Source organism: Hyphomicrobium sp. (assembly GCF_036780825.1).
In the GTDB taxonomy this organism is placed as follows: Bacteria; Pseudomonadota; Alphaproteobacteria; order Rhizobiales; family Hyphomicrobiaceae; genus Hyphomicrobium_C.
In genome coordinates this window covers 88,477-110,065 of sequence record NZ_DAIQCD010000002.1, presented here as the reverse complement: position 1 = coordinate 110,065, position 21,589 = coordinate 88,477, and the positions used below count along the sequence as shown (strand labels likewise).

The following is a 21,589-nucleotide window of genomic DNA, read 5'->3' as shown; positions in this document are numbered from 1 at the left end:
TAGTTTCCTCGCTGACAGTCGTTACGGTTTCAAAGATGCGGCAGGCGAGAGGCGCTTTAGTGCGGCAGAGCGTGCCCGCGCCGGATAAATCCGCGAGAAAAGCGGGGCGCCGTAGAGCCCAATCAAAAACAAGAGCGCCAGCGCCGCCGGTAGCGGACGGATATCGACCGCCACCTCGATGGGACGCGTGCGGGCGTGCATCTCAACCGCGTCGAGAAGATCGGGGTTGTCTATCAAGTCCACATGGCCGAAGCCGACCCGCGCCGCCAGTGCGGCCAGATGATCGCTGCGGACGGATGTCAAGTGCTCGTCGCCGCCCGGCGGATCAGTTCCGAACGGCGCCCATTTCGGATGATAGCCAGGCCTCAGATGCGCATCGGGCGGCGGGGGGCCGGTGCGGTTCTCCTGCGGTATATCCTCGCGCGCATACGTCCCGATCTCGTGGCCTTCGTCATCGAATTTCAAGAGAGGTACTTTCTCGCGGCCACCGACGCCGAGCAGCAGCCCCCGAGCCTTCCCCGGCGTGCCCTCGAACTCGGGAAGTATCGTGCCGCCGCCGGGAAGCGGGGGCGCCTCCTGTCCGTCGGTGGCGAAGATCAGGTCGGCCTTGAGATCCTCGGCGAAACCCACGGCCTGAAAGAAACCCTTGGCGATCATGCTGTCGCCATCCCACGCCATGCGCCAATCGAGTTCCTGAATGGCCGTCTCAACGGGTGCGAAATTCTCGCAAACCTCGACAGGATTGAAGAGCAGAAAGGAGCGGCGCTCGGTGAACACTCCAAGCCCGAGCCGCGACTGGCACGGCAGATCGGTCAAAAGCCGTTTCAGGGCGCTCTTCGTGGCATCGAGACGGCTCGCGGGCTTTCCCGCCACCGTCATGTCGCGCGTGTTCATGCTGCCGGTAATGTCGACGACGGCGATGAGATCGTAGACGTCGCGCGTCAGCGTGACCCGCGGCGCCACGATGGCGAGGCACGTGAGCGCAACCGCGGCGAGTAGCGCCCAGAGTCTGGCGTCCTCCAGCCGCTCGCGCATCAGGGCAGCCCTCCCGGCACGCCCGGCAAGTCGGTCCAGAGCCGCTTCGGCGCATCCGGGGGCGCTTCTTCCCCTTCCATCTCGTAGCCCGGGAAATCACGCACGATGCGCATGGCGACATCGTAGTTGAACTTGATGTCCCATGCCTCGGGATCGAGCCGCAGGGCGAGGCGATACTCATCCTTGGCGAGGCGTGTGAGAGGAATGGCCCGATCCTGATCGCCGCGCTCGATAGCGGAGATGGCATGGCGGATGCGCGCGTTGGCATGGTTGTAGAGTAGACGCGCGCGCAGCTTCGTGTCCGGCATGCTCGCCGACGCGTCGAGAAGCGTCTGCGCATCCTCCTCCCGGTCACGCGCCAGCAGGAACGCCGAGCGGGCAAACAGCACCTCGCCCGAGGCCGTGCGCAAATCGACGGCCACGTCGTCGCCCGCCTTCAGAGCTGCGATCACGGCATTGTCGCGCCGCACTTCGGAGATCCGCCATGTCAAAACGGCGAGCGCCGTGAGCGAGACCACGAGCAGCACGGCGAGCACCGGTGTGCGCACTTTCCGCGCCACGGCGCGCGCCAGATCTAGAGGGTGGAGGATGCCTTTTTTCCTTGGCGGCTTCATCACGCGTCCTCCGCAGTCGGAACGAGACGAACCTCGGCGAGCTTGGCGAGCAGGAGAAGGAGAAGGGCCACGAGGGCGACGGCAAACGCGTGCGTTTTGAGATCCTCCTGCGGAACGCGCTCGTAGTACTTGATCGGGCTCTGCTCGAGCTTGCTGATCTCGGTGATGGCGCCGCCGATAGCCTCTGGATTTTCCGCCTCGAAGGCGCGGTAGGGGATGTTGAGCGACTTGAAAAACTTATCGAGGTGACGCTCCGGCATGGCCTGCGGCGTATCTTCCTGGCCCGGCTCGGGGATGGTCGAGATGCCGGGCGTACCTGCCGTGCGGAGGAACAGCCAATAGAGGTTCATGGGGCGGCGGGCGAACGCGGCGCGCAGCGTCTCCTGTACCTTGCGATCGATCACCGCCGCGCCATCGGAGACGAGCAGGATGACGCGGGCGGCGGGAGAGGTGTCGGCTTCGTGCATGTCGAGCGCGAGAGCCAGCCCCCGCCCGATGTTGGTGAAGGCCAGTCCCGGCCGATCCATTGCGTCGATCGCCGCCTCCACCGCCTCCTTGTGATCGGTCATCGGCAGAATATGCATGGGCGAGGTCGAGAAGGCGGCAACGCCCACGAGGTCGTGCTCGCGCTGGAGGATGAAGTCCTTGAGAAGGCGGCGTGCGGCAGACGACTTGCTCTCCTCATCCCCCGCGGGCGCACGGCCGGCGAACGTGTTGTCCATGCTCGAGGAGCGATCGATGAGCAGCACCATATGCGCGCCTTCGCCCGTCTTCTCGATGGTGCGGCCAAGACGGTGCAGCCCGCCGATGCCGAGAATGAGCGTGGCGATGGCGATGACGCCTGCGATGCGCAAGGCCCAGTCGAGCAGCAGGGAGATAAGATCGATCTCCATGCCATCGAGCGACGGGTAGGTCTGGAGCCGCTGCGCGGACATGAGCAGCGGAAGCAGAGCCAGCGGCATCAGGAACAGAACACTCGGCGTGGACAGGGCGAGGTTCATCGCGCAGCCCTCTCCTGGCGCGCAAGCGCCGTCGCCAGCGCCTGGAGATCGGCGGGAGGCAAGTGTGACTTCCCTTCGCTCGGCGCGTCACCGAAGAACACGGAGCGGGACGCAGAAAAGAAGCGCTCAAGCAGCGGGCGGCTTTCGCCATGCTCGGGATGTGCGGCGAGAAACGTATCGAGATCCGCGGCCATGAGGCGATGACCGGCCGCGGCGTCAAACGCACGATGCAGCGCCAGGAGGGCCAGGCGGTAGCTCTCGGCGCCACCCTTCGCAAGCGCGCGGCTGATATCTCGCACAGCACGCGAGAACGGGCGCGCCGCGCGATGATGGAACGGCCACCAAGCGAGATCGCGCGCGAGCAGCAGCAAGAACAACAGCGAGAGCGCGAGTGCCGCGAGGGCTGTGGTGCGCAAGCCGCCGGAGTGGCGCAGGGCCGGTGGCGCGTCCGGACGCAGGAACGTCTCCGACGTCTCGCCGCTCTTTTCCGGAAAGATCTCGCGGATCGGCGACATGATCGTCGTGAACGACGGAATGGTCACCGTCTCGTTTCCGCCGGGTCCGCGCAATGAGATCTCTGTTTCGGGGATGACCACCTTCCGCGGATCGACCGCCGCATAGAACGACTGATAGGTGATCTCCAGCGTGTGCCGGAGCCCATCCCCGCGCCGCGCCGAAGACGTCTCGACGGAGCGCACCTCAAGCCAGTAATTCGAGGGGCCAGTGCGCGGCAACGATGCCGGCACGATCTTATCGCCCGGTCCCGTGTCGATCTCGACCGTTCGCGTCAGCGTGTCGCCTAGGAAATAGCCGAAAGACCGAGGATCGATCACATGCACGGACCGCACCTCGGCCGCAGCGCGGACCGTGAGTGTGAGCAGCATCAAGAGTACGAAGCCGGCCCGCACCATCGCTCAAGCCCCCGTCGCGAGATGGGCTCCAAGGCGATCCCATGAGATGGTGTCGGTGATCTCGAACGGCTCGCGCCCATAGCGTCCGGCAAGCGAACGGAAAAGGGACCGGCGCGCCTCGAACCTCCTTTGCCATTCCGCCCGCAGGGCGGGCCTCATGGCCACGAGTCGCCGCCGGCCAGTTTCAAGATCGGAAAGCTCCACGAGGCCCCAGGCGGGCAACGTCGCACTTTCACGGGAATCGGCGATGCGGATCGGCACAACATCATGATTGGACAGCGCCTCGAACACATCCTCGAGCTGCTCCTCGGGGAGAAGAAAGTCCGACACCACGAGCACGAGATTGCGCCTGTGGCCGACCATGCGGGCGGCGTCGAGCAGGCCCGACGCGCCCTTGCGCTCCGGCACATGCGCGCGCAGCCTCGCGATCATCTCGGCTTCGCCTGCCCGCGAACGTGTCGGCGGAACGGACAACTCCTCGCGTATCGCCTCGTCGGCGGCGTAGAGCGCGAACGTGTCGCCAGCGCGGCGCACCGAGGTAGCGAACACCTGGGCAAGATCGGCCGCGAGCGCCATCTTGCGGGCCGCGCCTTCGAAACCCATCGACCCCGAAATGTCGAGGAGCATGACGACGCCGGTCTGGCTTTTCTCCTCGAAGCGGCGGACGTGAATGCCTTCGAAAGGATCCCGCAGGGTCTGGCGAAGATCGATCCGCCGCGGATCGTTGTATTCGAGAAGCGTCGCGAGGTCGCGAAAGAGACCGCCGGCGCCCGATTGAATGCTCCGGTGCATGCCCTGGCGCAAGGCCCGGCTTTTCCAGACGATGCGATAGGGCAATTCAACCGGGAGCGGTCTGCTCGTCGGATTGGCGGTCGTGATACCGCTGCTCATGGCACCGGGACCGTCTGGAACAATGCGTCGATGAGCTCGCGGGCTATGGTATCGCGCCGCATCTCGTAGACCGGCTCGAAGAATATGCGGTGCGCCATGGTCTCGAAGAACACCGCACGCACGTCCTCGGGAACGGCCATGTCGCGGCCGTCGAGCCACGCTGCCACGCGAGCTGCACGCACGAGATAGGAGAGGCCGCGCGGGCTGGCCCCGGCGGCGACCAGACGCGAGGTGTCGACGCCCGCGATCTCTATGCCGGCCGCGCCTGGATTGCGCACCGCCTGCCATAGGTCGAGCACATAGCGTTCCAGAGCTTCGCTGGTCTTGATCTCGTTCTGGATCGCGCGGCCGACATCGTTCAGTTCGGCATAGGACAGAATGCCTTCCTCGAGCGAGTCGATCAGGCGGTCTCCATCGTGGAAGCGGGGATTGAAGGCCAGGGCGCGGCGCACCTCGGCGTCCTCCGGCGTCGCGATCGAGATCTCCATGAGGAAGCGGTCGCGGGCGGCGGCCGGCAGCTCAAAGGTCTCCTCCCGCTCGACGCGGTTGCGGTCGGCGAAGACGACGAGGTGAGGGAAGCTGAATTCGCGGTTGAAGGCCGAAACGCTGCGCTCCGCCATGAGACGCAAGAGAAGCGAATGCACCTGAGGGCGCGCGCGGTTGATCTCGTTGAAGAAAAAGATCGCGAGATCTTCGCCGGCGCGAAGGACTGGGCCTTCCTCAACACGCGGGCGGCCATCCTCCGCAAGGTACGTGTGATAAATGAGATCGCCGGGCATCAGGTCGATGGTGCCCTCGATGCGCTCATAGGCACCGCCGACGCAACGCGCCGCGGCACGCAGCAGCGTCGTCTTGCCGACGCCCACGTCACCTTCGAGCAGCACGTGGCCGCGCGCGAACAGCGCAATCGTAAGGAGACGAATGACGCGCTCCTGGCCGATGACGGCCTTGGCGATCTCAGCCTCAAATCGCGCGGCGCGGGTGCGCCACGCCGACAGGTCACAGCGTCCGGCGGTTTCGCCGGCTTCGATCGTATCGTGCGGCATCGCAACCTCATGGCGCGCGACGGAGAGCCGCCGCTTCGCTCAAAAGGAGGTGCGGCCGAGGCCGCACCTCAAGAACCCTCGGAGAGGAAGCAGAGCGCTATTTGCAAGCGTGGCACTGCAGCCGAGGAGACCGATGCGTCCAGCCGCTCTAGAGCTTCGAGACGTCGTATACCCACTTGCCAGTCTTCTTGAAGTGGTCGGCGCGCTTCTTGTTGCGAGCAGCCTGGTCATCAAGAGCCTTCTGCTGCTTTGCGAGCTCCTTCGGATCGTGCTTCGGATCATACTTCGATCCCGCAACCTTATCCGGGTAGCCAGGCTTGGGCTCCCAGCAGCTGCCGGGCGCCTTGCACTTGGTGCCGTCATAAGCGGCTGCCGCGCCGGCACCGACGGCGAGGATCACCGCACTTGCGGCGACCGTGATAAAGGACGTCATCTTCATGGGTCAGTTCCTCCAATCCACGTCTTCCACTTCGGACGGTTCCCTCCGTCCTGGACATCCGCACTCCTGCGCAAGCGACCGGTGAGGGCGCCTGTGCCCGGCTAATTTGCGGATACCTTGCACTCGCCCCCTTCGGCAGGCTTTTCGCTGCCTTCCGCGGACGCGTGTTCCTCTGGCTTGAACGGCGTGAAGCTTTTCTTCTGCTCGTCGGTCAGCCAATCCGCCTCGCTGATGTCGTCGGAGTACATGTGCCGGATCCAGGCGATGAGCTTTAGAATCTCATCGAGCTGAAGATCGCTATGCGGCCCCATCATGCCCTGTGCGCCACCATAGATGGTCTCGAAGAGACCCTTATCTGTCTTGTTCTTGGGATAGGTCCAATACGCGTCCGCCAACCCCGGACCCAGCTTGCCCTCGCCGTGGTGGCCATGGCAGCCCGAGCATGCGGTCAGATAGATCTCCTCACCCTTGGGCAGGCAGGCCTTCACCTCCGTGTAGAGGTTGGTCCCCGTCTCAAGGAAATGCTTTACCGCCTCCGTATCCCGTCCCTCGGGGTTGGCAGTTTCGGGCACCTTCAGATCCTCACCGGTGACCGTGTGATGGAACGTGTTGGCCCAAACGGCAGCACTTGCGCATACGCTGATCATCGCCGCGGCCAGGACAAACTTGATGCTTTTCATTCTTTGATCGAACCTGTTGTTTCTTGCACTTCTCTCTCGAAACGCCGACGCGGGTTTCAGGCTCATGAGCGCGACGTCCCGGCGATGAGAGGAATGCCTTCGTTTTTGAGGATCTCTTCGATTTTCGGAAGGGCTTTATCGAGCGCGAGGTTCAGCGCCGATAGAAGCGCCGTATCGTCCTTGCGGACCGCCACGGACTGATCGAAATGGTGCGGAACCTTCTCACCGTCGGCGCGCACGTTGTCATCCGGAATGACCGTAAGCTTGAGCTTATCGGAGGCCTTCACGTAGCGCGCGACTTCGGGGGCAAAGTTGACGGCGAGATCAGCCGTGCCATCCGCCACCTCATTGACCATCCGCTGAGGCGGAACGCGCGAGAACTTGTTGCGCCGATCCTGGAAGTTGGTCAGCGAGTGCATATAGTTGAAGTTCTCGCGGAACAGACCGAGCTTCTCGAGCATGATCTGCGCCGGCGTGCCGGGCGTGAAGCCGATCTTTCCGGCCTTTGCGAGATCCGGGCTGCTCCAGTCCTGGATGTCGAGATTCGTATCCTTGCGCTGGATGAAAACGTAGGATGCGCGATAATAGGGTTTCGTTGTCGCCACACGGGGATCGTCCGTGTCGACGCCCATCACGACATCACACATCTTCATCTCGAGCTGATCGCGGATGATGTAGATGCCCGGGCGGGAGAACCACACGAACAGTGGCTTGCGGCCCATGGCCTCCGCGAGCGCTACAGCGATTTTGTTCTCGAAGCCTGAGCCATCGCGGTTCGAATACGGTAGTTCTTCGGCAGCGGCGCAGATGCGCAGGATATCGGTGTTGTCGGCAGTCTCCTCAGCCGCCTCGGCCGACCCTGCCGCCAGGCCTGCGATCAAGAGCGACCCGCAAACTGTGGCCGCCAGGGAGGAGAAGCGCGACGACGCGAAACGCTTCATCATTTCACCTTTTTTCCTCTTGCTTGCCCAAGCTTGCCGTCTCTTCATCCGCCAGCCACTCATGGCCGAGACTTGCGGCTTTCAACTCGAGCGTTCCCCTGTGCGGACGCCTTGGCGGCGCCTTCTTCGTTCGTTGAGGGAAGGTGGTTTTGCTATGCGGGCAGGCGGCGGATCGGACCGCCGCAGCGCCTTTCCAAGGAAGGATCGGCGCTGCGGCTAATCTCGATCAGGCGCTATCAGCCCTTCTCAAACTCGCCGACGTGGATGTCCTCGGAGTAGGGGTTCTTGCCGTCGAGCGAGAACACCTGGAGGCCACCACCCATCTGCGTGTAGTTCTGCAGGTTCTTGAAGGCGCCGACGGCACCCAGACCAGCGGTCGGATCCTGCAGGTCGAACACGAGGCCAACGCCCGGCCAGCCACCGACGCCGTACATGATAGCGATGTACTGCGTGCCTTTGTGCTCATACGTCATCGGATGACCGATCACGCCGGAGGGAAGCTTGTACTTCCAGAGCAGCTCGCCAGTGTCGGAGTTGCGAGCCTTGATGAAGCCGTCCAGCGTTCCGTAGAACACCAGGTTACCTGCGGTCGACATGGTGCCACCCCAGACAGAGAAGCGCTCCATCTTCTCCCACTTGTAGTCGCCGGTGATGGCGTTGTAGGCCTTGATCTGACCGAGGCCGAGGTAGTTCTGGCGATCGCCCTTCGGACCCGGATACATCCACAGCGTGGCGCCGACGAAGAACTGGCCGGCACGATACGGAAGCATGAACGGCTCCCAGTCCATGCAGATGTGGTTGATGCCCATGAAGAAGAGTTCCTTCGTGGGATCGTAGCTGTCGTGGCCCTGGTTGTGATACCCCATGGCCGACGGGCAGATTTCCTTCGCCTTATGGTCCATGCGCGTGCCGAACTCGGGATCGCGAACCGGGAGGCCCGTCTTGAGATCGACCTGCTTCACCCAGTTGACCGTGTCGTCCAGCTTGTTGGCCGAGACGAGGTCGCCGTTCTCGCGATCGAGCGTGTAGACGATGCCGTTACGGTCCGGATGGGTGAGGAGCTTACGCTTCTTGCCTTCCTTGTCCGTCTGCTCCGAGAGGATCATGACGTTGACGCCAGCGTAGTCCCACTCGTCGTGCGGCGTCTTCTGATAGCCGAACTTGGCCTTGCCGGTATCCGCGTCGCGGCCCCAGATGGTCATCGTCCACTTGTTGTCGCCCGGACGCATGGTCTCGTTCCACGGCGCCGGGTTGCCCGAACCGTAGTGGAAGAGGTTCGTATCGGGATCGTAAGCATACCAGCCCCAGTTGGTGCCGCCGCCGATCTTCCAAGCGTCGCCTTCCCACGTGCCGGTGCCGAGACCCTTCTGGCCATAATGCGGGTTGGCGCTGTTGAAGTCGTCGGCAAGGCCGATGTCCTCATCCGGACCGGTCGCATACACGCGCCACACCTGCTCGCCCGTCTTGACGTTGTAGGCGGTGGTGTAGCCCCGGACACCAAGCTCGGCGCCGGACGATCCGACGAGAGCCAGATCCTTGATCACGTACGGCGCCTGCGTGAGCGTCTGCCCGGCCTTGATGTCGCCGTTCTCGACCTTCCAGTATTCCTCGCCGGTTTCGGCGTTGAGGGCCACGAGATGTGCGTCGAGCTGCGTCTTGATGATGAGCGGGGGCGTATCTCCGTCGCCCGGCCAGTAAGCCAGACCGCGGTTCACGATGTCACAGCAGGCGACCGAGCGGGCAGCCGGATCCTGCTTCGGCTTATGCTGCCAAAGGATGTGGCCAGGATCGTTGAGATCCAGGGCGAACGTATTGTTGGGGAAGGACGTGTGGACGTACATGACGCCATTCACGACCAGAGGCGTACCCTCGTGCCCATGCAGCAAGCCCGTCGAGAACGACCAAGCGGCGCGAAGCTGCTTCACGTTCTCGCTGTTGATCTGCGTGTTGGGGCTGTAGTTCTGTGAGCTGTAGTTCTTGCCCGGCATGATCCAGGCCTCGTTGCTCTTCGACAGCTCGTTGAGCTTGTCGTTGGCAAACGAGGAGGATGCCATGGTGACTGTCAGCGCGACGCAGGACGCGCCAGCCAGCAGCCCCTTACCCAGGTGCTTTATCATTCCCAAAACCTCGCGTTATCCATCCCAAGGCCGAGACGAACCTTCCCCGAAAACATGCGGGAAACCCCGCAAACGCCTCCGCGAATGCCTGTCTCTCTCGATTGTCGCAGAAGCCCCGACCACGTACGGAACCCCAGCGCCTGCGAGCCCTATCTGCCATCCCGTCAAAGACTTGTTCCGCCTTGCTCGGGCTGCCTCTCGGGCTGCAGCCGCACGCTAGACCGCGACATTCGGCGGCGTCTTTAGTCCAACTGGCAGACATGGACGGGACAAACTTGCAAAGGAACCGGGCGAGCGCGCGGGGCGAGCATAAGCGTAACGATGTAACGTTATTGTGATCGCCAGTTAGGACGATCTTGTGCTGTCTCAGACCTCAATGAGCGACGCGCAAAAACCGCGCGCGCAATCAAAGCGTCACAGCGGAGGACAGTGATGATGATGCACAGTCGTCCTGTGGCGAGCGGCGCATATCACCCGCCACTCGCCGCAATCGTTGTCACGCTCGCTTGCCTAATCGGTCCGGGGATCTCCGGTTGCAGCGAAGAGGAGCCAGCCTCTTATGACAGGAGGGAAGACGGCGGAGCCGCCGTCACCCCGCGCACGATCACATGGCTCAATATGAGCAGCCCGATCGATCCGGCGCAGTGGCTCGCAAGCCGTGCCGAAGAACACCTGCGGCCGCCAAGCGATCCTGAGGTGCAGCGTATTGCCGGATTGCTCGCGGCCGCGCATAGGCGCTATCGGGAAAGCAGCCGCATGATTGCGAACCGATCCGTGCAGGTCGAGGAAATGCTCGAACAGCTCGGACACGAAGAGGGCGCGATTTCCATCCTCGACGGACTGACGGGCATCGACATCGCGGCCGGGCATGTCGAAGGCTACGGCGCGATCAGCCACTACTATTTCAATCTCAGGGCGGCCGACGTCTCGCGCGAGGAGGCCCTCGCGATGCTTAAGGCGCGCTATGGGTCAAAACCCTGACAGAACGACGGACATTACCAATGGGACTAGCTATGACGCAAAGTGCTGAGCCGCTCCGCGTGCTCATCATCGATGATCATCCGTTCGTGAGGCAGGGATGCGCGCGCATTCTCGAGGATGCGGAGATTGCACGCGTACTGCAGTCCGGAGGCTTGGCTGATGGCTATCGGCAGTATCGCGCGCACAACCCGCACGTGATCATCGTCGACCTCTCGATGAAGACCGCCTCGCTCGGCGGGCTGTCGTTCGTGCGGCGCCTCAGGCTGCATGACAAGAAAACGCCGATCCTCGTGCTCAGCATGCACAACGACCCGATGATCATCCGCCGCGCGCTCGAAGCGGGCGCGACGGGCTATTTGCTCAAGGACGCCCCCTCCGACGAGTTTCTCAAGGCGTTTCACACCGTGCGCCAGGGCCGCCCTTATCTCAGCCATGAGGTGGCCTCCGAGATCGCCTTCAGCGAAACGCGCCTTAACCAGAGCCCGCTGCAGGCACTGACCGTCCGTGAGTTGCAGACGCTCTCTCTGATCGCTGAAGGGAAGTCCTATGGCGTCATCGCGGAAGAGCTCAACATCAGCTATAAAACCGTGGCCAACACCACATCGCAGATCAAAATGAAGCTCGGGGCGCGCAGCCTGCCGGAGCTCATGCGCATCGCGATCCAGCACCTGCCTGGCCCCTCCGGGCGGCGCAGCCGGACTTAGCGTCGCCCCATAGGGCGTGAGAGCACTTGTGCTTTCCGCGATGAAGGACCTCGCACTTAGGCGCGCGGGCGGTTAGTGTCACGCCCAATGATCAGGGCCCGCATCATAACCTTTGCCGGGGATTTACCCCGGGCCGTCCTGGACGAGCTCGAAAAGAGCCCGGAGGCAGCGGCGTGGGCTATCGAGCTTTCCGGCGGCGGAGTGCTCGCTGCCACCGCGGCCGGAGCGGAGCTCTTCGGGCTGGAAGACAGCGGTTCGGCCATCCCCAAGCTCGACGCCGCGATGCCGGCGCTCTCGCGGATGAGAACGCTCGCGGCCGAGACGCCTGCTGGTGGCAGCGTGCTCGAGCCCCTCACGCTGTGGACGCCGGTGGGCGTGATACTGGCGCCGTGCGGCATGACCTTCTATCGCGCCGATACGCTCCTGCTCGCGGTGGTGAGAACGCCGGCTGGTGCGGATAGCCCGGCAGAACACGGTCCACACGCGCGGGATGAGACACCGGCCGCAGCTCGCGCTCTGCGCGCCGCTCTCGCGCACGAACTCAAGACACCGCTCAACGCCATCGCGGCGGCGGCCGAGATCATGAAGGATCAGCGTTTCGGGCCTCTCGGCTCGGCCCGCTACGCCGACTACGCGGCCGACATCCACGGCAGCGCGCAGCATGTCCTCCGCATCATCGACCGGATGCTCGACGACGGCGCCATGGCGCAGTCCCCGCTCGACTTCGCCGAGATCGACACGGCAGCGGTTCTCGCCGCTGTCGCGTCCCAGCTCAGGCCTCTCGCCGAGAGGGCAGGCGTCGCGCTCGCACTCGAGCACACGCCCCGGTTGCCACACATCATCGCCGACGCGACAAGCCTGCGGCAGATCGTGCTCAATCTCGTTACCAATGCCCTGAAGTTCACCGACCGGGGCGGGTATGTGACAATCCGGGCTCGCTACGATGGCGCGGGGCCGCTTGCGGTCACGATCGCGGATACGGGGCGGGGCATGAGCGACGACGACATCGCACGCGCCCTGGGATCCGGCGCTGTCACGGGAGAGCCGAGGTCCGGCAACCCGGCGAGCAGCGGCGGACTTGGGCTCGGCCTGCCGCTCGTTCAAAAACTCGCACAGGCCAACGGCGCCCAGTTCATCATCGAGAGCACGCCCGGACAGGGAACGTCGGCCTCTGTCATATTCGACAAGGGGCGCGTGGTTCCGGTTTGAGTTCGGCTTCGGGCCCCAGCCGCCCCCGCGACACACGGCGCTCTCGCGATCCGGGGCAAAAAATCGTCTGTCGCGAATTGTTGACTTTCTTGACGTAGTTATCACCTGCTGCTCTATGGACGGCGCGTCTTGCAGGCGCGATCGCCGGAGAATGCTCCGACGGTGGCCAGCCGATAGCGGGACCTTGACCCCGATTATTGGAGACATGCTCATGATCCCCTCACGACACACCAGGCGGCGTGGCGCGCCCTCTCTGCTCGCGCTGCCCGTTCTTGCCTTCGCCGCACTCGCAGGATTTCACGCAGCCGCCAGTGCCGCTGAAGAGGTGAACGTCTATTCGTACCGCGAGCCCGGGTTGACCGATCCCATATTCAGGACCTTCGAGAAAGAAACGGGGATCAAGGTCAACGTCGTCTACGCGCGAGACGGTCTCATCGAGCGCATCGCCGCCGAGGGGCGCAACAGCCCGGCAGACATTCTCCTGACGCCGGAGTCCGGCCTCCTCATTCGCGCCAAAGAGGCCGGTATTACCCAGCCGCTCAGGTCGAAGGTTCTTGAGGATGCGGTCGCCGCGAAGCTGCATGACCCGGAAGGTCATTGGTTTGCGCTCACGCGGCGCGCGCGCGTCGTCTATGCATCGAAAGAGCGGGTGCAGCAGGACCAGATTACTTACGAAGAACTCGCCGATCCGAAATGGAAGGGCAAGATCTGCATCCGTTCTGGCCAGCATACCTACAACATCGCGCTCATCGCCTCGATCATCGCCCATGATGGGGAGGAAAAGGCCGAGGCGTGGCTCACGGGGCTGCGCGACAACCTGGCCCGCAAGCCAGCCGGCGGCGACCGAGAGGGCGTGCGCGACATCCATGCCGGTCTTTGCGATCTCGCCATCGGCAACACCTACTACATGGCCGCCATGCTCAAGAATCCGGAGCAGAAGCCGTGGGCAGATTCGGTGAAGATCCTGTTCCCGAACGCCGAGGACCGCGGCACGCACATCAACGTCTCGGGCGCGGCGCTGGCTGCGAATGCCCCGCACCGCGAGAACGCCGTGAAGCTGATCGAATTCCTAGCTTCCCCGGAAGCACAGGAGATCTACGCCGAGAGAAACGGCGAATATCCGGTGCTGCCCAGTGCCAAGACGTCAGAGCTCGTAAAGAGCTGGGGCGAGCTCAAGGCGGACCCGATCCCGCTCGCAGATCTTGCCAAGCTGCGCAAGAAAGCATCCGAGCTGGTGGACAAGGTGCGCTTCGACGCTGGGCCCAGCTCCTGAGGGGCTCATGAGCAGCCCGGCTAGCGCGCGCCAATGTGACCGCTACCGGGCCGCTGCCTTCCACCTGAAGCGCCCTCAAGATTAAGCACCCCGCGGCGTGGAGGCGCGCGAAGACCGGCAGGCCTGCCAAAAGCTTCGCGCTAAAATCAGGAAGAGCTTGACGGGTGCACACCTGCCCGCAATGGTCGCGCCAATGAGCCTCACCCCGCCAGCGTCGGTCGCTCAAGAGCGGCGCCCTCCAGAAAATTCGAAACATGCTCTCGGCGCATGGCTGCGGCGTTCGCATGCGCCGGGATGGAGCCTCGCGGCGGGGCTCGTGCTCGGCATCGTGGTCCTGCCGATCGGGGCCGTGCTCTACCTCGCCGCGACCGCCACCGACAATGACTGGCCGCACCTCTTGCATACCGTGCTGCCCGTCACGCTCGGACAGACCCTGCTGCTGACGCTCGGCACCGGTACCCTCACGCTCATCACCGGCACGGGCACGGCGTGGCTCGTCACCATGTACCGCTTTCCCGGGCGGGCGCTGATCGACCGGTTGCTCGTGCTGCCGCTTGCCATCCCGACCTACATCGCCGCCTATTGCTATGGTGACCTCTTCGACTATGCAGGCCCCGTGCAGTCTGGATTGAGATCTCTCTTCGGCTGGACGGCGGCCGATTATTGGTTCCCGAGCGTGCGCTCCCTCGAAGGCGCCGTGCTCATCATGTCGGCGGTGCTTTATCCTTACGTCTATCTCGCGGCGCGGGCGAGCTTCGTGCAGCAGTCGGTCTGCGCGCTCGAGGTCGCGCGCACGCTCGGGTGCCGCTCATTCAGAACCTTCTGGTCCGTCGCGCTGCCGCTTTCCCGGCCAGCGCTCGCCGCGGGCGTGGCGCTCGTTGCCATGGAAACGCTCAACGACCTCGGCGCCGTGCAGCACCTCGGAGTCGAAACCCTGTCGGCCAGTATCTATGCAACGTGGCTGCAGCGCGCGAACCTCGGCGGCGCGGCGCAGATCGCGAGCGTCATGCTCGTCCTCATCTTCGTTCTGCTGGCCGGCGAACGCATGGCACGCGGCGGCGCCAAGGTGCATCACACGACCGGGCGCTACCGCGCCATCCCCTTTCAAGACATCGAGGGATGGCGCGGCTATGCGGTGGCGGCCCTCTGCGCGCTGCCGTTCGTGCTTGGATTCGTCATCCCATTCCTGCAGCTCGCCAAGTCTGCCGTGGGCCATGCCTCTGTTGCCATCGAAGGCGGCTTCCTCCGCGCCGCTGCCAACAGCGTGCTTCTCGCCACCCTGGCCGCCCTAGCTGCGATTGCGCTCGCGGTGCTGCTCAGCTATGCGCCGCGCGTAGCACGGACGCGCTTCACCGGCGCGGCGGCGCAGATCTCGGGCTTCGGCTACGCGCTGCCAGGCACCGTGCTAGCGCTCGGCGTGCTGATCCCGCTCGCCGCGCTCGACAACGGCATCGACGAACTGGCACGCACGTATCTCGGCGTGTCCACAGGGCTCATTCTTTCCGGGTCCATCGCGGCGCTGGTCTACGCTTACGCCATCCGCTTCCTCGCCGTCGCGCGCGGCGGGATCGAAGCCGGCCTCGAGCGCATTTCGCCGAACCTCGATGCGGCGGCACGCGCGCTTGGCGAAAGCGCAGGCTCGACGCTGCGGCGCATCCATCTGCCACTGCTGGCCCCGGCGCTCGGCGCGGCGGGCCTTCTCGTCTTCGTCGATGCCCTCAAGGAGTTGCCGACGACGCTGCTCTTGCGTCCGTTCAACTTCGATACGCTGGCGACGCACGTCTATGCGTTTGCCGCGCTCGAGCAGATCGAGAGCGGAGCGCTCGGCTCGCTGACCATCGTCCTCGTGGGCCTCATTCCACTGGTGGGCCTGCACCGCACGATCGCGGGACGAACCGGAAGCTGACACAGCCCATAAAAAAAGGCCCGGCAAGCCGCGCAATCGCGCTCGCTTGCCGGGCCGCATGCATAAACCGCGTTACTGCTGCACGCCTTCGACATCCAGCGTCAGCTCGACTTCTTTCGACGCCGGGCCAAGGTCGAAGGTGATGCCGTAATCCGCAAGCACGATGCTGGTCGTGCCTGAGAAACCGGTACGATTGCCGCCCCAGGGATCTGCACCGCCGCCGACGTATTCGGCGTCAATCGCGACCTCCCGCGTCACGCCGCGCAGCGTGAGGTCTCCAATAATCTTCGCCTTGCCTTCGCCCGCGGGCTCCACCTTCTTGCTGACGAACGTCGCCTTGGGAAACTTATCGACGTCGAGAAAGTCAGAGTTGCGCAGATGCTTGTCGCGCTCGGCGTGATTGGAGTTGATGCTTGCCGTATCGATCTCGACGCTCACCTTGGACGCCTCGGGCGCCTTCTCGTCATAGCTGTAGGTCCCCGTAAAGCGATCGAAGCGGCCCGTCAGCCAGCTGAAGCCGAGATGCTTGATGCGGAAGCCGATCGAGGCATGCGCCCCATTGGAGTCGATCGCATAGTCGGCGGCCGGCGCGGCGGACGGCAGGGCGACGGCGGCTGCGAGAGCCAGCGGAGCAAGATAACGCTTCATCAGTTGTAGTTCCCTCTTCATATGTGGGTGGAAAGTTTCGCTCAATTCTTCGGCGCGCCGGACCACATCCGCGACAGAACGCGGGTGCGATCGACGACATGATGTTTCACGGCAGCGGCGGCATGAATGGCGGCCAGCGCAATAACCAGATACGCGAGCCACGCGTGCACCTCGCCCGCACGATCCTCGAGGCCCTTGTTCTCACCTGGCGACGGCACCTGAAAAAGGCCGAACACGTCGATCGGGCGGCCATCCGCTGTGGAGATGAGATAACCGCTGACCATCAGCGCGAGGAGCAAAGGATAGAAGCCCCAATGCAAGATGCGGGCAGCGATGCGCTCGACCCAGGCGAGATCTGCGTCCTCCGGCCGGACATTCGCGATCCGCCAACCGAAACGCAGCACGAGCGCGATCAGCAGAAGCATGCCGGCGGCCTTATGCACGTACGGAGCCGAATGATAATAAGGACTGTAATAGCTGAGATCGACCATCCAGAGCCCGAGGCCGAACAGAGCAAAGATGGCCACGGCCATCAGCCAATGAAACAAGCGGCTCAGCAGGCCGTAACCTTCAGCCGTATCGCAAATGCGCACGTCGTTTCCCTCGCCCTCCGCTTCGACCAATACGGTAGATAAATGTGCACCGCGTCATTTCAATGTCGCGGAGCAACAGCGGATGGGGCAGTAGCGGAAACAATGCGGTGCGCACGGCGCATCAATCCGCATGGGGCCGTTCCGCCTTAAGCCGATCAGGAATGGCTTTAACTTTTTGTTTCCGGATGCTTCTTCTCAGAACTCCGGACCAACGGCGCATAAAAAACCGGCCGCAAGCTGATGCCCGCGGCCGGTTATGCTCAATCGCCTATCATCCTAGAGCTTCATCATTCGTTCGGGCGCTGCCAGCCCCGAATGGGGATCGGCTCTAAAATCCGAAATACAGGCCAAAGCGCGGCCGGTGGCGATAGTAGCGATAGGGCCGATAGTAATACGGGTAATAGCCCCCGTAGTAATACGGCCTGTAGTGCCTGTGGCGATGCCACCGGTGGTGACGATAGTGGCCGCGGTGCCGATGATACCGGCGCTTCCGCACATCATGGACGGCGCTTTCTCCTGCAGCAGCCGACGTTGCTATTCCGGCACCTGCGGTGGCAGTCATGGCCTGCGCAGGAGCGGAAGCGGCAGAAAAGACGAGTGCGCTGGCCCCTATTGCGGCCATGGCGATCAAACTTCGCATGGCTGGTTTCCTTTCACTGTTGGTCCCGGCTGATAGTACAAGTGTACTACGAAACCCTGCAGGATCAGATCACCCAAATTGGCTCGTAGTTAGGCGCTGGTGGACACGATCCGCATGCCAACGTTCTTCTGGAGCGATGCGGCATTGCAGCGCCTGCCCGGATTGCGCTAACAGAGCTGCAATTCTCAGCATCTCCGGCACCTATCGCCGGTATCAACGTCTGCCTCATTCGATGGTTCCTATCGTGTCGATCTGCTCGCCTTCTGCGGGGCGCATTCATGCGGTTGAAACGCCGCGCCTCAATGCGATGGCCGTGTTGAGCAAGATCAAACCTCAGCAATGCTTATCGCCAAGATGGGGCACCACTTGAGCCAACCGCCGGGTCGCTCGTCGCCTTCGCTGCCATACTTGCCGCACGTGGACGGATTGCGTGCCCTCGCGGTCGCGCTCGTGGTCGTCTTCCATGCCTGGCCGCAATCCCTCAGCGGAGGCTTCATCGGGGTCGACGTCTTCTTCGTCATCTCCGGATTTATCATCACCCGGCAAATCCTTTCGGAGATGGAGGCTCAGACGTTTTCCTTCCTGAGCTTCCTGGGCCGGCGGGCGCGGCGCCTCATACCCGCGGCACTCGTCTGCTGCCTCCTGGTGACCGCTGCCGCCTTCATCCTCCTCATGCCAGATGCGCTCGTGCTCTACAGCGAGAGCCTGGCCGCGACATGGACGATGACGGCCAATTTCTACTTCTTCCAGCATGCGGGCTATTTCGATGCACCGGCGGCGGTTTCGCCCCTCCTCCACATGTGGTCGCTCGCCGTCGAGGACCAGTTCTATCTCACGTGGCCGCTGCTGCTCTTGCTGCTCGTAGGCAGGCTCGCGACGCGGGGCCGCATCGTCGCCGCCATAGGCGCGATCGCGCTCGTCTCCCTCCTGCATGCACAGTACAGTGCCCGGACAGATCCCAGCCTCGCCTTCTATCTTCCGTTCTCACGGGTGTTCGAGCTTCTCATCGGCGCCGCGCTCGCAGCGGCTTATCCGCTGATGCGGGCACCCGCCGCCTGGGCGCGCGCCGCACTCGATACGGCTGGCGTGATCCTCATCGTCGTCTCGGCACTGGTGCTCGATGCGAGCATTCCCTTCCCGGGCCTGTCGGCGCTTCCCGCCGTGATCGGCACGGCGCTCGTGATCGGAGCTGGCCTCTATGGCCCAACCCCTGTCGCACGTCTTCTCTCTGGCGACCGGGCCGTCCTCATGGGCCGCATGAGCTATTCGATCTACCTCTATCATTGGCCCCTTATCGCGCTCGCGACGTATGCGCTCGGGCGCGCACCGGACGCGGGCGAAGCGGCCTTGCTCGTTGCCGCCGGCCTCATCCTCGCGGCCCTGTCGTGGGTGTACGTCGAGCAGGGACTCACCCGCCGGCTCGGCCTCTACACCATGACGCCAACCCGACTGATCGGGCGAACCGTGGCGATCTCGACAGCCTTCTGCCTCGTGGCTGTGGCGGGCCTCGCTGGACGCGGCTGGCCGGAACGGCTCGACGAGCCGGCCTACCGCGTCTACCGCGCAGCTGCTGCCGGAAACCCCTTGCGCAAAGCCTGCGACGGTTACGACCAAGCCTTCACCAACGATCACCAATGCAATTTTGGCATCCCCCGCACAAAGGGCGGCTCCTATGACATCGCCGTGTTCGGCGACTCCAACGCCGATCACTTCGTGCCCATGATCGCAGAGCTTGCCGAGAAGGCGGGCTTTTCCGGACGCCAGGTCACTCAAAGCGCCTGTGGGGCCTTGATCGGCGCCGACGGCGCCGGCCGCCCCCAGCGCGAGGTCGAGACATGCGCACGCTATCAGGAAACCATCCTGGAGTTTCTTGACCGCAACCCCGGGCTGAAGATCGCCATCCTGTCATCGGCGTGGGGCGGCTACCGCAACGCCGCTCCGAACCGGATGTCTCCGCATCCCAGCGGCGAGCGCATTTCATTTGCGCGCGCCGCTGCGGACACCATCGCCATCTTCCGCAAGCGCGGGATCGAGGTGCTCGTGATCGGCCAAGTCCCCCATCTCGAAACCTTCTCGCTCAACTGCCTCGCAGACGCTGCGCGCAACGACAGTGAAGAGATGGATTGCGCGACGCCCAAGGCGAAGATCGATACGGAGCTGGATACGTCCGAACTCGCTTTCCGCTCCATCGCGGCCGGCGACCGGGACGTGACATTCATCAGCATGCGCGATCTGCTCTGCGAGGGCGCCATCTGCAGCCCGTTCAAAGACGAGATCCTGATCTACCGCGATCACGGGCACCTCAACGCCATCGGCGCCGCCTATCTTTCACGATACGCGACGCTGCCGGAACTCGAGCACTGAGGCGGTTTCGTGCCGTGAACGAGGCGCGCCATACCGGCCCGCGCACCTGCACTCCGCTTACAGCGGAATGTTGTCGTGCTTCTTCCAGGGGTTTTCGAGCGTCTTGTTGCGCAGCATGTTGAGCGCGCGGCAGATGCGCCGGCGCGTGCCGTGCGGCAGGATCACCTCATCGATGTAGCCGCGCTCGGCCGCCACGAACGGGTTGGCGAAGCGCTTCTGATATTCGTCGATGCGGGCCTGGATCTTCTCGGGATCGCCGAGCTCGGCGCGATAGAGAATCTCGGCTGCGCCCTTGGCGCCCATGACGGCGATTTCAGCCGAGGGCCAGGCGTAGTTCACGTCGCCGCGGATGTGCTTCGAGCTCATCACGTCGTAGGCCCCGCCGTAGGCCTTGCGCGTGATCAGCGTCACCTTCGGCACGGTCGCCTCGGCGTAGGCGAAGAGCAGCTTGGCGCCATGCTTGATGAGGCCGCCGTACTCTTGCGCCGTGCCCGGAAGGAAGCCCGGAACATCGACGAAGGTCACGATCGGAATCTCGAAGCAGTCGCAGAAGCGCACGAAACGCGCCGCCTTGCGCGAGGCATCCGAGTCGAGCACGCCGGCCAGCACCATCGGCTGGTTGGCAACGATCCCGATCGTCCGCCCCTCCATACGCGCAAAGCCGGTGACGATGTTCCTCGCGTAGGCGTCCTGGATTTCGAAGAAATCGCCCTCGTCCACGACCTTCAGGATCAGCTCCTTGATGTCGTAGGGTTTGTTGGGATTGTCGGGGATCAGCGTGTCGAGCGAGTGGTCGACGCGATCGGCGCTGTCAACGGTCGGCAGCGATGGCACGCCCGACTTGTTATTGGATGGCAGGAAGTCCATCAGCCGGCGCATTTGTAAGAGCGCCTCGACATCATTCTCGTAAGCGCGGTCGGCGATCGAGGATTTGGTGGTGTGCACCTTGGCGCCGCCCAGCTCCTCGGCGGTGACGCTCTCGTTCGTCACCGTCTTCACGACGTCGGGGCCCGTCACGAACATGTAGCTCGTGTCCTTCACCATGAAGATGAAGTCGGTCATGGCGGGCGAATAGACGTCGCCGCCGGCGCACGGCCCCATGATCACCGAGATCTGCGGGATTACGCCCGAGGCCATCACGTTGCGCTGGAACACCTCGCCGTAGCCGCCGAGAGCGTCTACGCCTTCCTGGATACGCGCGCCGCCGGCGTCGAACAGGCCGATGATGGGCGCGCGGTTCTTAAGGGCCATATCCTGGATCTTGGTCATCTTCCGGGCGTGACTTTCCGAGAGGGAGCCGCCCATGACCGTGAAGTCCTTGGCGAAGACGTAAACCACGCGGCCGTTGATGGTACCCCATCCGGTGACCACCCCGTCGCCCGGGATCTTGTGCTTCTCCATGCCGAAATCGGTGCAGCGATGCTCGACGAACGTGTCGAACTCCTCGAAGGAGTTCTCGTCCATGAGGAGATCGATGCGCTCGCGGGCGGTTAGCTTGCCGCGCTTATGCTGCGCCTCGATGCGGGCGATGCCCCCGCCGAGCCGCGCGTTGTCGCGCCGGCGCGCAAGCTCCTCGATGACTTCCTTCATGGAGAT

General features: G+C 63.7%; 19 protein-coding genes and 1 pseudogene. 6 read left to right on the top strand and 14 right to left on the bottom strand.

All coding sequences use genetic code 11. The features are described from left to right. Nucleotides 1-21: 21 nt before the first annotated feature. From V7P99_RS01695 to V7P99_RS01650, 10 genes and pseudogenes are all read right to left on the bottom strand, one after another. Nucleotides 22-1,035, bottom strand: coding sequence for a vWA domain-containing protein (locus V7P99_RS01695; RefSeq protein WP_333793090.1), 1,014 nt, complete (start codon nucleotides 1,033-1,035; stop codon nucleotides 22-24). Further along, entirely contained in the window at nucleotides 1,035-1,649 is a 615-nt protein-coding gene (locus V7P99_RS01690) for a hypothetical protein (protein ID WP_333793089.1), read from the bottom strand. The genes V7P99_RS01695 and V7P99_RS01690 overlap by 1 nt, the downstream gene beginning before the upstream one ends. Beyond that, nucleotides 1,649-2,650: a vWA domain-containing protein gene (locus V7P99_RS01685; protein WP_333793088.1), complete on the bottom strand. Its 1,002-nt coding sequence runs from the start codon at nucleotides 2,648-2,650 to the stop codon at nucleotides 1,649-1,651. The genes V7P99_RS01690 and V7P99_RS01685 overlap by 1 nt, the downstream gene beginning before the upstream one ends. Next, on the bottom strand, nucleotides 2,647-3,561 hold the full coding sequence (locus V7P99_RS01680) for a nonribosomal peptide synthetase MxaA (protein WP_333793087.1): 915 nt from the start codon (nucleotides 3,559-3,561) through the stop codon (nucleotides 2,647-2,649). Before V7P99_RS01680 ends, V7P99_RS01685 begins: the two co-directional genes overlap by 4 nt. Nucleotides 3,562-3,564: 3 nt before the next feature. Next, nucleotides 3,565-4,452, bottom strand: a complete 888-nt coding sequence (locus V7P99_RS01675; RefSeq protein WP_333793086.1) for a DUF58 domain-containing protein — start codon at nucleotides 4,450-4,452, stop codon at nucleotides 3,565-3,567. After that, complete coding sequence (locus V7P99_RS01670; RefSeq protein WP_333793085.1) at nucleotides 4,449-5,498, bottom strand: AAA family ATPase; 1,050 nt, start codon at nucleotides 5,496-5,498, stop codon at nucleotides 4,449-4,451. Before V7P99_RS01670 ends, V7P99_RS01675 begins: the two co-directional genes overlap by 4 nt. 148 nt (nucleotides 5,499-5,646) lie before the next feature. Continuing rightward, the gene (locus V7P99_RS01665) at nucleotides 5,647-5,937 is read right to left on the bottom strand and encodes a methanol dehydrogenase (protein ID WP_333793084.1); all 291 of its coding nucleotides are present in this window, start codon (nucleotides 5,935-5,937) and stop codon (nucleotides 5,647-5,649) included. A 101-nt stretch (nucleotides 5,938-6,038) separates the two neighbouring features. Next, nucleotides 6,039-6,617, bottom strand: coding sequence for a cytochrome c(L), periplasmic (moxG, locus tag V7P99_RS01660; RefSeq protein WP_442909849.1), 579 nt, complete (start codon nucleotides 6,615-6,617; stop codon nucleotides 6,039-6,041). A 62-nt stretch (nucleotides 6,618-6,679) separates the two neighbouring features. Next, nucleotides 6,680-7,561 carry a methanol oxidation system protein MoxJ gene (gene moxJ, locus V7P99_RS01655; RefSeq protein ID WP_333793083.1) on the bottom strand — a complete coding sequence of 294 codons (882 nt, stop codon included), beginning with the start codon at nucleotides 7,559-7,561 and terminating at the stop codon, nucleotides 6,680-6,682. Between the two features lie 233 nt (nucleotides 7,562-7,794). Further along, a pseudogene (locus V7P99_RS01650) lies at nucleotides 7,795-9,600 on the bottom strand (methanol/ethanol family PQQ-dependent dehydrogenase); the annotation flags it as partial. Nucleotides 9,601-10,293: 693 nt separating this feature from the next. Here V7P99_RS01650 and V7P99_RS01645 point away from each other — a divergent pair. From V7P99_RS01645 to V7P99_RS01625, 5 genes are all read left to right on the top strand, one after another. Continuing rightward, nucleotides 10,294-10,656, top strand: a complete 363-nt coding sequence (locus tag V7P99_RS01645; RefSeq protein WP_333793082.1) for a hypothetical protein — start codon at nucleotides 10,294-10,296, stop codon at nucleotides 10,654-10,656. 32 nt (nucleotides 10,657-10,688) lie between these two features. Then, on the top strand, nucleotides 10,689-11,360 hold the full coding sequence (locus V7P99_RS01640) for a response regulator transcription factor (RefSeq protein ID WP_333793081.1): 672 nt from the start codon (nucleotides 10,689-10,691) through the stop codon (nucleotides 11,358-11,360). A gap of 87 nt (nucleotides 11,361-11,447) precedes the next feature. Continuing rightward, a complete protein-coding gene (locus V7P99_RS01635; RefSeq protein ID WP_333793080.1) occupies nucleotides 11,448-12,569 on the top strand; it encodes a sensor histidine kinase in 1,122 nt (373 codons plus the stop codon). Between the two features lie 211 nt (nucleotides 12,570-12,780). Then, a complete protein-coding gene (locus V7P99_RS01630; protein ID WP_333793079.1) occupies nucleotides 12,781-13,842 on the top strand; it encodes a Fe(3+) ABC transporter substrate-binding protein in 1,062 nt (353 codons plus the stop codon). Nucleotides 13,843-13,999: 157 nt separating this feature from the next. Then, nucleotides 14,000-15,748: an ABC transporter permease gene (locus V7P99_RS01625; protein ID WP_333793078.1), complete on the top strand. Its 1,749-nt coding sequence runs from the start codon at nucleotides 14,000-14,002 to the stop codon at nucleotides 15,746-15,748. 72 nt (nucleotides 15,749-15,820) lie between these two features. Here V7P99_RS01625 and V7P99_RS01620 read toward each other — a convergent pair whose 3' ends face one another. The 3 genes from V7P99_RS01620 to V7P99_RS01610 form a co-directional block, all read right to left on the bottom strand. Then, nucleotides 15,821-16,396 (bottom strand): YceI family protein, encoded by a 576-nt coding sequence (locus tag V7P99_RS01620; RefSeq protein ID WP_333793077.1) that lies wholly within the window; start codon nucleotides 16,394-16,396, stop codon nucleotides 15,821-15,823. Between the two features lie 41 nt (nucleotides 16,397-16,437). Continuing rightward, complete coding sequence (locus tag V7P99_RS01615; protein ID WP_333793076.1) at nucleotides 16,438-16,989, bottom strand: cytochrome b; 552 nt, start codon at nucleotides 16,987-16,989, stop codon at nucleotides 16,438-16,440. Nucleotides 16,990-17,317: 328 nt separating this feature from the next. Continuing rightward, nucleotides 17,318-17,629 carry a hypothetical protein gene (locus V7P99_RS01610; RefSeq protein WP_333793075.1) on the bottom strand — a complete coding sequence of 104 codons (312 nt, stop codon included), beginning with the start codon at nucleotides 17,627-17,629 and terminating at the stop codon, nucleotides 17,318-17,320. Nucleotides 17,630-17,995: 366 nt separating this feature from the next. On the opposite strand from V7P99_RS01610, the gene V7P99_RS01605 reads away from it, so the two are divergent. After that, nucleotides 17,996-19,993 carry an acyltransferase family protein gene (locus V7P99_RS01605; RefSeq protein WP_333793074.1) on the top strand — a complete coding sequence of 666 codons (1,998 nt, stop codon included), beginning with the start codon at nucleotides 17,996-17,998 and terminating at the stop codon, nucleotides 19,991-19,993. Between the two features lie 57 nt (nucleotides 19,994-20,050). Here V7P99_RS01605 and V7P99_RS01600 read toward each other — a convergent pair whose 3' ends face one another. After that, nucleotides 20,051-21,583, bottom strand: a complete 1,533-nt coding sequence (locus V7P99_RS01600) for an acyl-CoA carboxylase subunit beta (protein ID WP_333793073.1) — start codon at nucleotides 21,581-21,583, stop codon at nucleotides 20,051-20,053. Nucleotides 21,584-21,589: the final 6 nt, after the last annotated feature.

Coding starts and splice junctions, on each gene's coding strand:
- V7P99_RS01620 (WP_333793077.1), bottom strand. CDS start 16,396: ATGAAGCGTTATCTTGCTCCGCTGGCTCTCGCAGCCGCCGTCGCCCTG.
- V7P99_RS01680 (WP_333793087.1), bottom strand. CDS start 3,561: ATGGTGCGGGCCGGCTTCGTACTCTTGATGCTGCTCACACTCACGGTC.
- V7P99_RS01630 (WP_333793079.1), top strand. CDS start 12,781: ATGATCCCCTCACGACACACCAGGCGGCGTGGCGCGCCCTCTCTGCTC.
- V7P99_RS01600 (WP_333793073.1), bottom strand. CDS start 21,583: ATGAAGGAAGTCATCGAGGAGCTTGCGCGCCGGCGCGACAACGCGCGG.
- moxJ (WP_333793083.1), bottom strand. CDS start 7,561: ATGATGAAGCGTTTCGCGTCGTCGCGCTTCTCCTCCCTGGCGGCCACA.
- V7P99_RS01665 (WP_333793084.1), bottom strand. CDS start 5,937: ATGAAGATGACGTCCTTTATCACGGTCGCCGCAAGTGCGGTGATCCTC.
- V7P99_RS01675 (WP_333793086.1), bottom strand. CDS start 4,452: ATGAGCAGCGGTATCACGACCGCCAATCCGACGAGCAGACCGCTCCCG.
- V7P99_RS01695 (WP_333793090.1), bottom strand. CDS start 1,035: ATGCGCGAGCGGCTGGAGGACGCCAGACTCTGGGCGCTACTCGCCGCG.
- V7P99_RS01690 (WP_333793089.1), bottom strand. CDS start 1,649: ATGAAGCCGCCAAGGAAAAAAGGCATCCTCCACCCTCTAGATCTGGCG.
- V7P99_RS01685 (WP_333793088.1), bottom strand. CDS start 2,650: ATGAACCTCGCCCTGTCCACGCCGAGTGTTCTGTTCCTGATGCCGCTG.
- V7P99_RS01635 (WP_333793080.1), top strand. CDS start 11,448: ATGATCAGGGCCCGCATCATAACCTTTGCCGGGGATTTACCCCGGGCC.
- V7P99_RS01645 (WP_333793082.1), top strand. CDS start 10,294: ATGAGCAGCCCGATCGATCCGGCGCAGTGGCTCGCAAGCCGTGCCGAA.
- V7P99_RS01610 (WP_333793075.1), bottom strand. CDS start 17,629: ATGCGAAGTTTGATCGCCATGGCCGCAATAGGGGCCAGCGCACTCGTC.
- V7P99_RS01640 (WP_333793081.1), top strand. CDS start 10,689: ATGACGCAAAGTGCTGAGCCGCTCCGCGTGCTCATCATCGATGATCAT.
- moxG (WP_442909849.1), bottom strand. CDS start 6,617: ATGAAAAGCATCAAGTTTGTCCTGGCCGCGGCGATGATCAGCGTATGC.
- V7P99_RS01670 (WP_333793085.1), bottom strand. CDS start 5,498: ATGCCGCACGATACGATCGAAGCCGGCGAAACCGCCGGACGCTGTGAC.